This is a genomic window from Frigoribacterium sp. SL97 (assembly GCF_026625765.1).
In the GTDB taxonomy this organism is placed as follows: domain Bacteria; phylum Actinomycetota; class Actinomycetes; order Actinomycetales; family Microbacteriaceae; genus Frigoribacterium.
Genome location: NZ_CP113062.1, coordinates 2158109 through 2172879 on the forward strand (window position 1 = coordinate 2158109; position 14771 = coordinate 2172879).

Genomic DNA, 14771 nt, shown 5'->3' on the forward strand with positions numbered 1-14771 from the left:
GATGGCGACCTACTACCGCCCGACTCAGAAGATGATCACGGCCCTGCTGCTCAGCGCTGGGTTCACGGAGCAGGTCATCGCACCGGCCGACCGCATCGGCGGCGCAGTCTTCCACCGCGAGCACGCCGACGGCCGCCAGCAGATGGCCTACGTCTTCGCGTGGAGCAACTTCAGCATCGCCGAGAAGGAGGGCATCCTCCCCTGCCGGCTCTGCATCCGCATCACCACCGACGTCCCCGCGCCGGGCCCCGAAGCGTGGAAGTCCGCACCTCTCGGCAGCCACGTCTACATCGCCTTCGAGAAGGACGGCTGGGACCACGTCGAGAAGACGTTCACCAGCCACATCCTCCCCGTCTACGACGCAGCCGCGGACGACGCCGACGACATGCTCATCACTCTGCAGAACGAACTCGACATCGCACCCCGAGCAGCGAAGGTCAGCGCATGATCGCGCTCACCCGGCGCGAGCGTCTCAAGCGCCTCCGACTCCGACACAAGCGGGCCAAGAAGGCCATCAAGCTCGAGACGAGCACCAGCTCATCGGAGCGGGCCTGGGCAGCCAAATACTGGCGGTTCGTCAGGCAGCTCGACAGGGAGATCCGAGACGGAGGACCCACGCATGACTGACGCAGCCGCCACCACGGCGCACACCGCAGAACGTGCCACCTGGCCCGCCACAGCAGAGGACGTCGAGACGCTTCGCGAGGCGGCAGAGCTCATCGGGGAGCGAGCCGGCCAAGGCCGAGTCCACGAGCTTGGATTCGCCGATGTCGACCTCGCCGCCGCCACCAAGGACTGGCTGCTCGGCGAGTACACCGGCCTCAAGTCACTTCCCGGCTGGGTCGCGCTCACGCAGAAGGTCATCGGGGAGGCCATGGAACGTAGCGGCCGCGAGTACGTGCGCCTCATCATGGCTCGTGACGAGCAAGGTCGGCTGCAGTACCGGTCGGACACACTCGTCGCAGCCCTCCGCGTTGCACGCCGACTGCTCGATCTGGCGGGGACGCCGCACACGTAGGAGGGCATGAGCACCTTCACCGAGTCCGAGCACCCGCGCGTCGCCAACGGCACCTTCACCGACAAGGAGCAGACGGCCCCGGAACTCAGCCTCACCTCCGAGCCCGAGAAGAGCCACCTCGAGGCCATCTACGACATCTACATCGCCGACGGCGGCTACGGGCCGCAGGTCGCTCGGCAGCTCGCCGAGCAGCACCTCAACGACGCCGACGAAGCCGGCGTGCCCCGGCAGTACCTCGTCGACTACCTCGACACGTTCGGCAACAACCGCGCCTGGTCCGTCCCCAACGCCCGCGACCTCCACGCCGCCGGCTGGACGCCCGCCGAGGCGAAGGCCCTCATCGACTACGACGGCAACTCCAACCTCGCCCGCAGCTGGCACAGCGGCCACTTCGAGCGCCTCATCGAAGCGAACCTCCACCCGGAGCGCATCGACGCGCTGGTCACCGCCGGCGTGCCGAAGCGCTACGACGCCCTCGTCGCCCTCGGGCACCTCGAGCCCGACGAAGCAGCTGCATGGGTGGTCGCCGCCCGTGCCAACAAGGATCTCGTACGCCTCGCAGGCGGCAACTGGGAAGGACTCGGTCAGCTCGTCCGCTCCGGCATCAGCCGCGAGGACGCCGCCCGCTACGCCGGCACCGGCATCGACCTCGAGACCGTCATCAGCCACCGAGACAGGATCACCCCCGAGGAGGCCGCAGCCTTCTCCGCCGCCTCCGGCCACAAGCCCGACGTCGTCAGCCGGTACCTCCGCCACAACGCCGACACCCCGCGCGAGGACAACCTCGACGCAGCCACCGCCAAGGCCTACGGAACCCGCCTCCACCCGAGCGAAGTCCTCGAACTCGTCAACGCCGGCGTCTCCGGCAAGGTCGCTCGGAGCATCATCGCCGCCGACCAGGACCTCGGCCCGAAGACGATCATCCGCCTCACGAAGGCCGGCGTCACCTCCGGCAAGGAGTTCAAGCAGTGGCGCGAGCTGACCAAGCCCCGCATGGGTAGCGCCGTCGGCAGCGGACGAGCCTCCGACATCAACCCCTACAGCCAGCGCAACAGCAGCTACGTCGAGCGGGTCATCGGCGGCAAGGAGTCCGGCGTCGCCCTCGAGACAGCCGAGCACTACGTCGCCGCGAAGCTCTACGACCCGGAGCACTGGAAGGCGCTGAACACCGCCGGCATCACCGACATCACCGACTGGGCCGAAGTCACCCGGGAGAACCACCGGACGAACGACGCCGATCTGTACGGTCACCCCGGAGGCCGCGAAGACCTCGTCGTGCACGGGTTCGCCGCGTTCAAGAACGCAGGCGGCACCCCCGATGAACTGCGCCGCATCCAGCGCGTCGGCGTGCCGATCGGCATCGCCCACACCTTCATCGGAGTCGACAACCTCTGGGACGCCGCGGAGAAGCACCGCACGGCCGTCCTCGCCGCCGAGAGCGACCGCGTTACCCGCTGGGGTGGCACCCCGTCGCCGTGGCACTGGACCGCCGCCGACGTCGCGTAGAAGTCGCCGCACACATAGGTCGACATGAAGAAGTTCGACGAGGCCAACCACCCGCGCGCTGCGGCTGGCACCTTCACCGACAAGGCACAGACCACCCCCGACATCTCCCTCCACGCCGCGTCCGCGCGGATGCCCAACTACGACTCCGTGGAGGAGACGGCCGGGGCCACCTGGCACTACGACGCTGAGGGACAGCCGCACCGCACGGACGGGCCCGCACTCCTCCTCACCGACGGCGACGACCACGCGTACTACCTCCACGGTCAGCACATCGTCCCGCCCGGCGACGACATCGACCTCGGACACGTCACGGAGGACGGCACGCAGCACTGGACCTCCGGCGGCGGCAACACCACCGTCACCGTCGAACCCGACGGCAAGGTCAGCTGGCGCCGCGACGGCGACCTTCACCGCACCGGCGGGCCCGCCGTCATCGACAGCGACGGCACCCAGCACTGGTACCTCAACGACAAGCCCGTCCCCGCACCGCTGCCTGCCGAGCCCACCGTAGAGAAGAAGCCTTTCGGCCCCGACGGTGAGCTGATCACCATCACCGGCGCCAAGCACGTCGCCCTCGCGCCCGGCGAACGGAACGCAGCCGCGGTCCGCACAGCCGCGAACATCCGCACCGACCTCGCCGCTGCCGTTGCCGCCGGTGTCCTGAACGACGGCACCATCACCGGCGCCAAGTACACCGTCCGGACGAAGACCCACCCCGGCTTCGAGACACCGACCATCACCATCACCGTCGACGGCCTGCAGGAGAGCTTCATCACCCCGCAGCGCGGACCACTCGCCCACCCAGGAGGGCTCACCCACGAGGCGCTCCACCTGCGCCAGACCATCCGGGACATCGCCGGCGCCTACAACAAGGTCACCCACGACACCGGAACCGACTACCTCGCCGAGGACTTCGACCTCGTCGTCCACCTCCGACCCACCACCACCAAGTAGGAGCACACCATGACCACGACCTTCCTCGAGACGGAACACCCTCGCGCCGCCACCGGCGTCTTCGTCGAGAAGAGCCAGTCGGCCCCCGAGCTGGCAGGTCTCGCCGCCGCTCCCGCCACCCGCTCCGAGCAGGCCCGCGCCGCTCTCCGCACCTACACCGACAACACCCGACGCCCCTTCGAGGACCTGCCCGCAAGCAGCGACCGCGGCTTCGCCGGCAAGCCCGACGCTGCCCGCGTCGCCGCACTCGCCACCGCCGAAGGCATGCAGGGCATCGTCTCCGAAGACGGCAACGACGGCGTCGAAGACCACCACCTCGTCGTCCTCGCCCGCGTCGACGACGACGGCATCAGCCACACCGTCGAGGTGCCGTTCCGCACCCCCGCCGGCCAGGCACCGGACGCGACCACCGTCCTCGACGCGCTCCTGTCCGACTCCGCCGGCCTGAACGACGTCGACGACGTCGAAGAGTGGGCCGACCAGTACGGCTACGACATGGAAGGCGAGGCCGCGCAGGTCACCGCCTCCTACGAGGCCGTCCTCGAGCAGGACGCCAAGCTCCGCGCGTTCCTCGGCGAGAAGCACGACGAGTACCTCTGGGGCGACCAGTGATACTCAAACCTGACCCGTCGTTCGAGGCGTGGGAGCACGGCGTCATCAAGCTGCCGACCGCCGAGCTCCCCCGCCTCCGGCAAGCCCTCGCCGACGCTCAGACGGCGCACCAGGAGGGCCTGTTCGCGCGCGCCCAGGAGTTCTGGCTCAGCCTCAGTCGCAAGCAGCGTGGTTCCCTGTCGCTGTACCTCGCCGCCTACGCGTCGTTCCGCAGCGACCAGGAGGCGGCCGGAGCTCCCGTCCCCTTCGAGCTCGACGACCTCGTCGGCGCCGGAGTCCAGCCGACGCGCATCCCGCGACGTGTCCGCCGCGACGACCTCGACCTGCCCACCAACCGGACCACCCGCTTCGACGACGAAGACGTGCACATCGTCTTCGACCGAGACAAGGCCACCGTCACCTGGGACGTCGACCCGAGCGGCGACGCCGTCGCCCGAGCTCGCGACTCTCACCTGGCCAAGGCGTTCTTCCCCCTCCTCGCCACGGTGAAGTGGACCCGCCAGACCGGCGGCGCCCTCTACGGCAACGACTCCGAACTCGTCGCCGCGGCCGCCGACGGCTACGGCACGGGGAACGACTTCCCCACCGCCGGATTCGGGCCGCTCGGAGCGAAGATGGCACCAGCCGAGACGTCGCCGTACACGCTCGCCGACGGCACGACGGTGGAGTGCGACGACTTCCGAGCCAACGTCGTCGAAGCGGAGCGCCAGGCACGATTCCAGCGCCGCCACGCGGAGAGGCAGCACCGCCGCGCGGCGCAGCACAGCTCCGGTGGCGCGCAGGGACGCGTCCCCGCGGGGGCCGGCATCACCGGTGGGCAGTTCGCCGACAAGGCCCAGAGCCTCCCCGAGGTCAGCTTCCTCGCCCTCGCCTCCTGAGGCCGAGCCGCACACGTACGGGTGCATGACGTTCTTCACCGAGCTGCAGCACCCCCGCGCAGTGACCACCGCGTTCGACTTCAAGGCCCACTCCCACCCCGAGGCCCGGTCCGAGACAGATGACCGGACCTCGGAGTGGGAGGCGACCTACGACCAGCTCACCGGGGCAGCCGGGCACGCCAGCCCCATCAGCGCCGCCCTCCTCCGCCACCTGACCCGCGACGAAAGCCTCCCCATCGCCGCCGCAGCACAAGCTGACGCCCGCACCACCGCTGGGGAGCTGCAGACCCTCATCGACGACCGCCTGCACGTCAACATCGGGCTGCTCCTCAACCCGAACTTCGGCCAGCTCCCCATCGACACCCAGCTCGCCATCCTCGACGAAGCGTTCCCGGAAGAGCGCCTCCTCGCCGCCCGGAACGCCTCCCTGCCCGCCTACCTCCTCGACCACCTCGCCGAGGACGATGACGACAACGTCCGCTTCGCCGCAGCCGACACCCTCGCCGCCGCAGCCGACGACGTGCCGCGCATGGGACAGGCATGAACGAACCGAGCGCACCCACGAACCTCTACGACGTCGACGGCTTCACGCCGGTGGGCGCGACGCCGCCCTTCTAGGGAGACGTACCGTTGGACCTGAACGACGCAAGGGCACTCCTCGAGGCACCTCGACGGGACCTCGACAGCTTCATCGCGCTCCGGGACACCCTCGACCGCCTGCGCGATCGCGATGACCAGGAGGGTCGCCACCTCCTTCGCCACTCAGCAGAGAGCGCGACCCTCGACCGGATGATCGGTCGGAAGCGGACGGAGCTGAGCTCACTCACAGCCCTCGTCGAAGAGCTCGTGACCCGTCAGGAGGCGCGCCCGTGACCAACACCATCTCGCCGTTCCGCATCTCCGAACACGCGGCCCGCATCGCCCGCATCTACGACCTCGGCAGCGACACCGCCGTCGATGTCGCCGAGCTGGTGCGCACCCTCGGCGGCACCATCGACGTCGTCGCCGGCGCCCTCGAAGGGGAGCACGCGACCGGTGGTCGGCACGCCCTGACCGTCCGCGGCAAGGGCGACTTCACCGTCTCTCTCCAACCGCTCACGTCGTCCGCCCACGACCGGTTCGAGATGGCCGCCAGCGTCGGCCGGTACCTCCTCCACTGGCGCCGCCTCGGCCTCGAGGCCGAGGCTGCCACCGAGCGCCGCCGCGACTACCCGTACAGCTCCGGCGAGGGCTGGACCGAGGGGTACCACTTCGCCATGGCGCTCCTCATGCCCGAGGACACGTTCCGCTGCGTGCACCTCGAGCACGGCGGGGATACCGCAGCGATCGCCGGAGCGTTCGACGTCCCGGCAGGGAAGGTCACCGCCCGGGCGAGCGCGCTCAGGCTGCCGCTTCTGCGTCGGTAGCAGCAGCAGCAGCAGCAGCAGCAGCACGCCGTCGGTGTCGGTCGGCCGTGCTTGGATTGGTCCATGGACCTGACGCCCCACCACTTCAACCCCGCGGGGCGGCTCTTCGAGTTCCTGCGGCACAGCAAGCAGCAGTCCCGCGTCGGCGTCGCAGCGACGTGGTCTGGCTACCTTGGCGTCGACGAGTACAGCGTCGACTTCTTCGCGGGCGTGAGTGAAGTTCTGGCCCTTCCCGACCACGCACGTGACGCCTTCGCTTCACTCCCTTCGAGGGTCAAGCAGTACCTCGACGAGGATGACCTCGAGGGAGCCCTGACCCAGGCCTCGACTGCCCTGGACCAGGGAACGCGCATGCTGCATGGCGCTGTCGACGAGTTCACACGTCTGTACGGCGACGACGCCGTGACCGAGATCAAGGGCCTCAGCAACTTCCTGCGAGGGGAGTTCCAGGGACGAGATGGAGACGCCGCAGCCATCGAAGCCGCCACCGACACCTTCACAACTGTCAGGGATCTGGCTGACGAGCTGGTCAAAGCGCTCGATGACGACGATGACCTAGCCCCCGATCTTCGGCTACTTCTCCTGAACCAGGCTCTTGCCTTCCGTCAGGCCGTTTCACTCAGTCGTGCCGGTGGTATCGAAGCAGTCGGGCTCGAGCGCGACCGTGCCGTCGGGCTCATCGTTGCGCACCCCACGGTTGCCGCCGAGCTCCGCCGGAAGCCGAAGCTGCGTATCAAGCTGCTCGCGCTCATTGCGGCCGCTGGCGTCGTGGCGAGTGCGTTCAACTCCGTCATCGAGTCCGCTGAGAAGGTCGATCACCTCGTCGGAATCGTCATGGCTGAGCCTGACGACCCGAAGGCCGTGACCGACCTCCCGCCCAGCTCCGAGGAGGGTGCGGCCCCGTCAGCTCCCGCCGCCCCGACCCCCTAGCTCAGCCCGTCCTACCAGCGCCCGCCGGCCCCCGCCGGCGGGCGCTTCGTCGTCCCCGGGGCACCACCCACTGACCCTCTGACAGACCCACCGCAACACCTCGAAATCGTCGCCGCACACATACGTCGGCATGACGAACTTCGAGACCCTGCACCCGCGCATCACCGACGGCACGTTCACCGACAAGCCGCAGACCGCGCCCGAGCTCACCCTCGCCCCCACCGACACCACCGACGAGGCCCCCAAGGTCCGCGTCGCCCGCGAGTTCGCGGACCAGATGCGCAGCGACGACAAGCGCGAAGCTCGCGAGGCCACCGCCGACCTCCTCGCCGAGGTCACCAGCACCGTCCGCAGCCTCCGCCGCGCCCGCGGCCTCTCCGAGGACCAGGTCGAAGACAGCATCGGCGAGGTCATGATCGAGCTGCTCAAGCGCGTCAACCGCGGCCAGAGCGTCCAGGGCGGCCTCGTCAACACGACCGCACGCACCGTCACCTCGCGTCACGTCAACGGTCCCGTCCGTCACGAGACGGCGAAGGCGATCCGCATCCTCAAGGAGCGCATCGACATCACCGAAGCCGAGCGCGGCGAACACCTCACGTCCCGCCAGATCGCCGAGCTCGCCGACGACATCCGCATGGGCGACGACTTCAACCACCGCCACCGCCCGGCCGAGAACTTCCACCTCATCGAAGGCTGGGTCCGCCCGACGTCGTTCTCGCAGTTCCCCGACTCGTACATCGACGAGCAGATGCACGCGTTCGGCTACGGCGCCGGAAGCTCCTTCGAGGGGATGGACAGCGCCGCCGACCAGCTCGCTGCCCGCCTCGAGAAGCAGGGAACCGCCAAGGCCGAGGTCACGAAGGCCGAAGCCATGAAGCAGCTCTGGGACGTCTTCTCCGACGACCAGGACCTGCCCAAGGCCACCCCTGACCGCCTCAGCGCCGTCGACGCCGAGAACGTCGAAGCGTGGATGCGCGGACCGAAGCGCGCCGACGTCGACATCGACGGGATGGACGAAGACGAAGCAGCCGCCGTCCTCCGCGCCGACCGACTCGCCGCCAACGAGCGCATCTTCAAGGCCATCCGCGACAGCGAAGACGGCCTCGAGACGAAGTCGGTCGTCGCCCTCTTCGCCCCGTTCGCCGGCATCACCCCGACACAGCGGGAGAACGTCACCTCGTTCCTCCGCCGCCACCCGGAGCGCGCCGTCGACATCTGGTCCAGCGCCCTCAGCAGCGCCACCCAGGGCGTCCGCAAGACCTCCACCCGGAAGTCGCGGGCCGCCGCCACCGCCTGACCCACCACGACCACGAGACGGGCTGAGAAAAGCCCAGCCCGTCTCCCCCGGACCTGCGGATCTGCCGCATGTCTTCAACACGACAAGACGCCCCGACCTCCGGTGCTGTCGAACGAAAGGACACCATGAAGCAAGTCGACCTCGTGGGCAGCTGGAACACCTTCTGGGGAACCGTCAGCTCCGTCATCACCGGCCCGGTCAAGACGACGATCGTCATCGTCGGCGTCGCGCTGATCCTGTTCAGCGTCATCAAGTACATCTGGGACAAGCGCCGCGGCGGCGGCGCGAAGACGTCGCCGATGTGGTGGACGCTCGCCATGGGCGGCATCCTCATCGCCCCCGACGTGCTCCTGCCGCTGTTCCTGTCCATCCTCCAGTGGGTCATCAACCTGGGCATCACCGCCGCCCAGAAGGCCGGCTGGGCGTAAGGGGTAGCCGGTGTCGCTCTACTCCCTGACCCACCTCACGGGGCGTCAGCGGAACGCGGACCGGAAGATCATCATCGCCACGGTCGAGACGAGCAAAGCAGGATTCGTTGTCTCGATCGTGGCGGTCGGCGCCAGCATCATCCCCACGGCGATTGCCGTCGCCATCTTCGGCCCACCCGCTCTCGTCATCGTCCCGCCGCTGTTCATCGCGGCCGGCCTGTGGCTGTTCCGGTCCCGGTCGCAGAAGGGCCTCCGCCTCCCGATGTACAAGACGCTCCTCGACAAGGGAGCAGCCAAGCGCATCAAGGGGCAGATCCTCATCTGCGGCGTCCCCATCCCCACCCGGGCCACCATCGGCAAGCTGTCGTACAGCAGCGAAGCCCGGCAGGCCACCACCAAGCCCAACCAGCACGTCGAAGAGGCCCGGCCCGCACACGGCAAGGCCCCCAAGCCGTCGAAGACAGCACCACCAACCGACGACGGACCGTCCGCCATCTGGTCCTGAACACAGAACGGCCCCGCACAGCTCGTGCGGGGCCGTTCGTCGTCGCGTGCGCTAGATACCAGGCCACTCGAGTTGCGCTCGTCGGGCCTTGATCCACTCCTCGCGTCGCACGCGGCGAAACCAGCCGAGCAGAACTCCGCCGCTAGCAAGCGCGAGGGCCCCGGAGTGGAAGGCCCACGGCCACGCCTCGTCCAGCTGGTTGAGCACCAGCACCACCCAGGTTGCGAAAGCCAGCAGGCCCAGGAACACACAAGCAGTAGCGGTGAAGAGGAGCCCAAGATACTTCGGCGACTGCGGAGCTAGAGCCCACGTGAATGCGCGCGTGTCTCGCTCCTTCGCTAGCACATCCCGGGCCGGGCCCGGCGGCATCGAAGAGACGATGGACGACAACTTCTCGAGCACGCCCACTTCACGGCGGTCCGCGCTGAGCGCGAACGCGATAGTCACGACAGCCACAGAGGTGGTGAAGACGCCGAACACAGCCTGCGCGGCGTCGTTGATGGTGCCCCAGTTCATGCGCCTATGCTGGCAGCAAACTTGTGCCAGCGAGAGACGCTTTTGCGCAGATCCGCCGCATGTCTCAACTGCATGAGCCTCAGCCCCTTCGCACTCCTGCGCGCCCGCACCACCACTCGCGCGAACACCACGGCGAAGGCCGCACACGTACCCGGCATGAAGCACGCACCCACCAAGCGCAGCCGCCGCCCCGTCCGCGGTGTCGCCACCGTCGTCGGCACGCTCATGCTCCTCGGACTCGCCCCCGCAGGAGCCTTCGCCGCCGGCATGACCGACAGCGCAGCCGGCTCGGTCAGCGTCTCGGCGAGCGGGCCGGTCAGCGGAGCGGAGTCGGTGAACGGGCAGGGGTCCGGAGCGGGGGACGAGCCGACGGTCATCGCCGCCGGGCTGCCGACCACGATCCTGGCGGCGGACCCGGATGCCGGGGCTGCGCCTGGGAAGGACACCGCTGGCTCGGACAGCTCGTGGATACCCCTGAACCGCTGGTCGTCGGGCGTCGCCAACCTCCACGTCCGCCCGAACTCCGTCGACCCCGTCGACAGTGCGGCCAAGGCCCTGAAGGTCAACCAGCAGAACGGCTTCATCGGAGCGATCACCACCATCTGGGTCGGGACGGCCTCGCTCAGCGACTTCGCGGCGAACCTCCAGCCTATAAATGCGGTCGGAATCGTCGTCGACCGCGCCGCGGCCTCCATGGGAGCCGTGATCATCGCCAACCCGATCGTCTTCGTTCTCGCCGGCCTAATCGCCATCGTTGCGGACATCTGGAAGAAGAGCCGAGGCGGCAACGGCGGGTTCAAGCAGGCCATCTCCGTCGTTCTCGTCTTCATCTTCCTGGGTGTCACGACGGTCGGTGCTTCCGCCAGCACCGCGAACGACGACAACACCAACTACCGCCCCGGCCTCGCGAGCCCCGGATGGTTCGTGACCAAGATCAACACCACGGTCTCGGCCGCTGCGGACGGCGTCCTGGCTGGCTTCAACCGGATCGACTTCCGGTCCGTCGCCTCGGGCCCGGGCGCCGCGCCGACGACGATGTCGTGCGTCAACTACCTGCAGGGCATCAAGGGCCAGTTCAACGACCGCAAGAAGGGTGGGACGGCCTCCGTCTACGCCATCAGCACGATGTGGGAGCCCGTCGGCCTCGAGGCCTACAAGTCCGTCCAGTACGGGCCCGCCAGCAAGTGGGTCGACAAGACCTGGTGCCACGGCCTCGAGCAGAACACCGGAATCGGCACGGTTCAGCAGCGCGAGATGACGGCCCACGGGACCACCAACAGCATCGAGCTGTTCAAGAACCTGAGCCCGAACAGCAAGGCATTCACGACCGGCAGCAAGCTGGACCTCGATAAGTCGCTCATTGCTTACGCCGCCTGCAACTGGGATGGGTCGAAGTTCTACGTCGAGCCCGAATGGAGCAAGAAGCTCAACAAGGAAGGCGAGCGGACCGACGAGTGGATCACGGACGCCAACTGCCGTGAGTTCTTCACCGGCGACCAGGGAACTGACCTCGACAAGCTCAACCTAAACATCGGAACGGGTGAGCCTCTGAAGCCCACCATCCGCGAGCTCACCGACGACGAATCCATCATCAAGTTCGTCCAGGCGTGGCAGGGCACCAACACCGGCGCCGCCGCGGGAACGACGCTTGTGTGGGCGGCACTGGCCAGCCTCGTGCTTTTCGTCATCCTCGGTCTGCTGCTGTCCGGCGTGGTCGTCCTGGCCAAGATCCTTTCGGTCGTCGCCATGGCGAGCGTTCTGCTGGTCCTCATCGGCAGCCTCTTCACGCGCCAGGGCCCCGGTCCCAAGGTCGTCGACCTCCTCAAGAAGGTCTTCGGCTACTCCCTCCTCGCCGCCGGCTCGTCAGTCATCGTCCTGCTCGTGACGTGGATGACGCAGCTCATGATCTCGCTCGGTACCGCAGTGCTGGCGCCGGGAAGTGTCGCGGCCCTCATCTGGACCGGCGCGTCGCCGATCGTCGCACTCGTAGCCCTCTCCATCATCGCGAAGCAGTTCAAGGTCCCGAACCCCCTGACCGTCAAGGGCGCGCTCGCATACGGTGCCGCAGGCGGCGCAGCTGGCAGCATCATCGGCGGCGGCATCGCCAACCGCCTCGCCAACCAGGGCAAGTCGGCCGCGATGGGCGGCGCGAAGAGCGCCGGTAACAACCTCCTGAACCGCGCATCCGGCGGCAAGCTCGGCAACGCGCCGACAGGTCTCGGCGGCAAGACCCGTGAGGGAGCCGGGCTCCCCGGTGCCGCGCAGGGCAAGAGCGCGGGCGCCATCGCCGACAAGGACGAACTCGCCGCGGCCCGCGCCTTCACCAAGGGCAAGGGCGGGCCCAGCGCCATCCCGCAGACGGCCGGAGACCGTGCCAATGCAGCGGTCAAGGCCGGCCTCGTCGGCGCCGGTGTCGGGGCCGCGGCCGCCGGCCGTGGCGTCGCTGCGGGCGCCAAGGCAGCCCCGTCGACCGTCAAGGCAACCGTCACGGGCCTCCGCGAGGCTCCGGGCGCCGTCCGCGACACCGGCGTGAACATCGGTACCGGCATCGTCACCGGCGAGTACGCCGGACGAGTGGCTGACTCGGCCCGCGAGGGCCTGGGGGCCGTCAAGGAGGGCGCAGTGAACGTCGCAGCGACCGTCCAGCGCGAGGCTCGTCAGGGAGTCGACGCGGGCCGTTATCTGCTGGACCAGATGCGTTCGCCGGAGGGTCGTGCAGGGCTCCGCGAGCTCGCAGCGGACCGCGGCCGCGTCGCTGCTGGTGCTGTGGCAAGCGGCACGGCGACGGCTACGAAGTCGGCCGTCGTCAACAGCGCGAAGGCCATCAACACGGCGTCCAAGGGAAAGGTCGCAGAGAAGGCACGCGACTTCGCCAAGAACCCGGCCACGGCGACGTGGCAGGCCACGAGGAAGACCGTCAAGGGTGCGGCCATCGCTGGTGGTCTCGGGGCCGTAACGCTGGCCACGGGTGGCGCAGCTCTCCCTGTCATCGCCGCAGTCGGGGCCGGCTCGGTCGTCCGCAAGCGCCGCGAGGCCAACGCGGAGCAGCAGCGCACGGAGGTTCAGGCCTACCGCGAGCACCTCGCGAAGCAGAAGGAGGCGGACGTGAAGGCTCAGAAGGACGCCGACAAGGCTTCGCGTCGAACGACGCGTTCCAACGCACCGGGCGCTCCGGCCGCGGGTCCCGCCGCTCCGGGGCCGGTAGGCCCGCTCGCAGCGCCGACCGTCCGCCCCGCAGCTGCGCAGGCGCAGGCACCGGCTCCTCAGCCGTCAGCCCCGGTGACTCGCCGCCAGCCCGCTCCGGGCCCCGCGGCTGCGCCCACTCCGAGCGCAGGCCTGAACGTCTCTGCGCCGGCTCGTCCGGCCACCCGCAACTGAGCCCCGCCGCACACGTACGAAGCATGACCACGACGAGGACCCTAGGATGACCACGACAGACGCCCTGGGCAACGCCCACGACACCACCTCCGGTCGATTCATCGCCCGCGAGTACGGAAGGCCCGCCGAAGTGGAACTGCGCTTCTCCTCCGAAGGAAGCTTCCTCTACCCGCCCGAGCGGTGGGAGAGCACGGACGGTGACGGAGGCCTGAGGTCCTACCTCGACTTCTGGTCGAGGGTCGAGATCAGCGACGGCGTCCTGGGCAACGTGACGACCGGCTACGCCGAGCTCATCCGTCACGAGGCCTCGCTGGACTCGTCGCAGTGGACGGCACACTTCAACAGCGCCCACTACAAGGTCCTGAACGGCGGCAGCGAGACTGCTGTCCGGCGCGTCCTCGAGCAGCGTGACAGCGAGTGGGAAGCCCACTTCGCGGAGTGGGCGAGCCAGCGCCACATGCGCATCCGTCCTAACGACGTCCGAGCGATCGCTCGAGCTGGGCAGCTCTGGTACTTCAGCGGGAGCCTGCCGGAGGAAGCTCAGACGGTCATCTGGGAGTCGACGATGCGTGTCAACGACAGCGAGACGACCGTGGGCCGGGTCTACACCGACTACCGCCTCGAGGAGCTCCGCGAGTACTTCCAGGACCCCGAGACGACTGCGGCGGAGAAGCTCGAAGACCTCCGCCTCGAGCTCCGTCGGATGCAGCAGCCGGTCGCCGAGTAGCCCAGCACCGACATGCGCAGCGGGTGCCCTGAGACAGGGTGCCCGCTGCTTGTCTGTCCGCTATCGCGTGACTGAAAGTGCCACTTCACGACCGCCAAGCGTCACCGGGATCGTCTCGCCATCCTCGACGTCGCCGCACTCCGCGTTCGTAACCCACTTCACGGAGTCACCCTTCTTCAGGTCTTCGAGCTCGAACGAGTCATCCGGAACACGCCAGCCTTCGTACTCCTGACCGTCGGCCGAGTTCGAGTAGAGGTCGCTGAGCGAGTCGGGCGTGACGGAACCAAACGATCCGTTCGTGGCGTCGGCAACCTGCAGGTCCTCATCGGAGGCGTTCTTGGCGGTGATGCCGTAGAAGCAGAGGTCCTTCTCGTCCGTGCCGGCACCGGCGTCGCGGTGGACCACGTCGCCGACCTGCTCAACCTGGTACTCGATGCCGTTGCTTGAGGCGAACGGCTCGATGGCCGAGGCGCTCGAGCAGCCAGCCAGGAGGGCCAGGGTGGCGCCGGCGGCGGCAAGGGTCAGTGGCAGTCGGACGCGGCGCATGGTGGCTCCCTGGTTTTTCGGTCGGTGCTCCCTCGAGCTTATGGGTCGGCTGGGCGCGCGCAGGACGGTC

17 protein-coding genes are annotated in these 14771 nt (G+C 68.6%); 15 read left to right on the forward strand and 2 right to left on the reverse strand.

Translation table 11 applies throughout. From position 1 onward, the window contains the following. Position 1: 1 nt before the first annotated feature. The 13 genes from OVA02_RS10295 to OVA02_RS10355 all read left to right on the forward strand — a co-directional run bounded on the left by OVA02_RS10295 (position 2) and on the right by OVA02_RS10355 (position 9534). Positions 2-448, forward strand: a complete 447-nt coding sequence (locus tag OVA02_RS10295; protein ID WP_267658182.1) for a hypothetical protein — start codon at positions 2-4, stop codon at positions 446-448. Beyond that, positions 445-627, forward strand: coding sequence for a hypothetical protein (locus OVA02_RS10300; protein WP_267658183.1), 183 nt, complete (start codon positions 445-447; stop codon positions 625-627). The genes OVA02_RS10295 and OVA02_RS10300 overlap by 4 nt, the downstream gene beginning before the upstream one ends. Beyond that, on the forward strand, positions 620-1018 hold the full coding sequence (locus tag OVA02_RS10305) for a hypothetical protein (protein ID WP_267658184.1): 399 nt from the start codon (positions 620-622) through the stop codon (positions 1016-1018). The genes OVA02_RS10300 and OVA02_RS10305 overlap by 8 nt, the downstream gene beginning before the upstream one ends. Before the next feature lie 6 nt (positions 1019-1024). Continuing rightward, complete coding sequence (locus OVA02_RS10310) at positions 1025-2524, forward strand: hypothetical protein (protein ID WP_267658186.1); 1500 nt, start codon at positions 1025-1027, stop codon at positions 2522-2524. Between the two features lie 24 nt (positions 2525-2548). Further along, a complete protein-coding gene (locus OVA02_RS10315) occupies positions 2549-3478 on the forward strand; it encodes a hypothetical protein (protein WP_267658188.1) in 930 nt (309 codons plus the stop codon). Between the two features lie 9 nt (positions 3479-3487). After that, the gene (locus OVA02_RS10320) at positions 3488-4090 is read left to right on the forward strand and encodes a hypothetical protein (RefSeq protein WP_267658190.1); all 603 of its coding nucleotides are present in this window, start codon (positions 3488-3490) and stop codon (positions 4088-4090) included. Beyond that, positions 4087-4968 carry a hypothetical protein gene (locus tag OVA02_RS10325; protein WP_267658192.1) on the forward strand — a complete coding sequence of 294 codons (882 nt, stop codon included), beginning with the start codon at positions 4087-4089 and terminating at the stop codon, positions 4966-4968. The genes OVA02_RS10320 and OVA02_RS10325 overlap by 4 nt, the downstream gene beginning before the upstream one ends. A gap of 25 nt (positions 4969-4993) precedes the next feature. Next, a complete protein-coding gene (locus OVA02_RS10330; protein WP_267658194.1) occupies positions 4994-5512 on the forward strand; it encodes a hypothetical protein in 519 nt (172 codons plus the stop codon). A gap of 325 nt (positions 5513-5837) precedes the next feature. Beyond that, a complete protein-coding gene (locus tag OVA02_RS10335; protein WP_267658195.1) occupies positions 5838-6374 on the forward strand; it encodes a hypothetical protein in 537 nt (178 codons plus the stop codon). Positions 6375-6437: 63 nt separating this feature from the next. Further along, the gene (locus OVA02_RS10340; protein WP_267658196.1) at positions 6438-7304 is read left to right on the forward strand and encodes a hypothetical protein; all 867 of its coding nucleotides are present in this window, start codon (positions 6438-6440) and stop codon (positions 7302-7304) included. A 130-nt stretch (positions 7305-7434) separates the two neighbouring features. Then, on the forward strand, positions 7435-8601 hold the full coding sequence (locus OVA02_RS10345) for a hypothetical protein (RefSeq protein ID WP_267658197.1): 1167 nt from the start codon (positions 7435-7437) through the stop codon (positions 8599-8601). A 125-nt stretch (positions 8602-8726) separates the two neighbouring features. Then, the gene (locus tag OVA02_RS10350; RefSeq protein ID WP_267658199.1) at positions 8727-9029 is read left to right on the forward strand and encodes a hypothetical protein; all 303 of its coding nucleotides are present in this window, start codon (positions 8727-8729) and stop codon (positions 9027-9029) included. Between the two features lie 10 nt (positions 9030-9039). Then, on the forward strand, positions 9040-9534 hold the full coding sequence (locus OVA02_RS10355) for a hypothetical protein (RefSeq protein ID WP_267658200.1): 495 nt from the start codon (positions 9040-9042) through the stop codon (positions 9532-9534). A gap of 51 nt (positions 9535-9585) precedes the next feature. Here OVA02_RS10355 and OVA02_RS10360 read toward each other — a convergent pair whose 3' ends face one another. Continuing rightward, a complete protein-coding gene (locus tag OVA02_RS10360) occupies positions 9586-10050 on the reverse strand; it encodes a hypothetical protein (RefSeq protein ID WP_267658201.1) in 465 nt (154 codons plus the stop codon). A 72-nt stretch (positions 10051-10122) separates the two neighbouring features. On the opposite strand from OVA02_RS10360, the gene OVA02_RS10365 reads away from it, so the two are divergent. Together OVA02_RS10365 and OVA02_RS10370 are read left to right on the forward strand one after the other, a co-directional pair. Then, on the forward strand, positions 10123-13428 hold the full coding sequence (locus tag OVA02_RS10365) for a hypothetical protein (protein ID WP_267658202.1): 3306 nt from the start codon (positions 10123-10125) through the stop codon (positions 13426-13428). A gap of 46 nt (positions 13429-13474) precedes the next feature. Further along, positions 13475-14155: a hypothetical protein gene (locus OVA02_RS10370; RefSeq protein ID WP_267658203.1), complete on the forward strand. Its 681-nt coding sequence runs from the start codon at positions 13475-13477 to the stop codon at positions 14153-14155. A 60-nt stretch (positions 14156-14215) separates the two neighbouring features. Here the strand turns inward: OVA02_RS10370 and OVA02_RS10375 are convergent, their stop codons facing one another. Next, positions 14216-14701: a hypothetical protein gene (locus OVA02_RS10375; protein WP_267658205.1), complete on the reverse strand. Its 486-nt coding sequence runs from the start codon at positions 14699-14701 to the stop codon at positions 14216-14218. Positions 14702-14771 lie beyond the last annotated feature (70 nt).

Coding starts and splice junctions, on each gene's coding strand:
- OVA02_RS10305 (WP_267658184.1), top strand. CDS start 620: ATGACTGACGCAGCCGCCACCACGGCGCACACCGCAGAACGTGCCACC.
- OVA02_RS10315 (WP_267658188.1), top strand. CDS start 2,549: ATGAAGAAGTTCGACGAGGCCAACCACCCGCGCGCTGCGGCTGGCACC.
- OVA02_RS10370 (WP_267658203.1), top strand. CDS start 13,475: ATGACCACGACAGACGCCCTGGGCAACGCCCACGACACCACCTCCGGT.
- OVA02_RS10340 (WP_267658196.1), top strand. CDS start 6,438: ATGGACCTGACGCCCCACCACTTCAACCCCGCGGGGCGGCTCTTCGAG.
- OVA02_RS10310 (WP_267658186.1), top strand. CDS start 1,025: ATGAGCACCTTCACCGAGTCCGAGCACCCGCGCGTCGCCAACGGCACC.
- OVA02_RS10375 (WP_267658205.1), bottom strand. CDS start 14,701: ATGCGCCGCGTCCGACTGCCACTGACCCTTGCCGCCGCCGGCGCCACC.
- OVA02_RS10320 (WP_267658190.1), top strand. CDS start 3,488: ATGACCACGACCTTCCTCGAGACGGAACACCCTCGCGCCGCCACCGGC.
- OVA02_RS10350 (WP_267658199.1), top strand. CDS start 8,727: ATGAAGCAAGTCGACCTCGTGGGCAGCTGGAACACCTTCTGGGGAACC.
- OVA02_RS10295 (WP_267658182.1), top strand. CDS start 2: ATGGCGACCTACTACCGCCCGACTCAGAAGATGATCACGGCCCTGCTG.
- OVA02_RS10360 (WP_267658201.1), bottom strand. CDS start 10,050: ATGAACTGGGGCACCATCAACGACGCCGCGCAGGCTGTGTTCGGCGTC.
- OVA02_RS10300 (WP_267658183.1), top strand. CDS start 445: ATGATCGCGCTCACCCGGCGCGAGCGTCTCAAGCGCCTCCGACTCCGA.
- OVA02_RS10365 (WP_267658202.1), top strand. CDS start 10,123: ATGAGCCTCAGCCCCTTCGCACTCCTGCGCGCCCGCACCACCACTCGC.
- OVA02_RS10330 (WP_267658194.1), top strand. CDS start 4,994: ATGACGTTCTTCACCGAGCTGCAGCACCCCCGCGCAGTGACCACCGCG.
- OVA02_RS10345 (WP_267658197.1), top strand. CDS start 7,435: ATGACGAACTTCGAGACCCTGCACCCGCGCATCACCGACGGCACGTTC.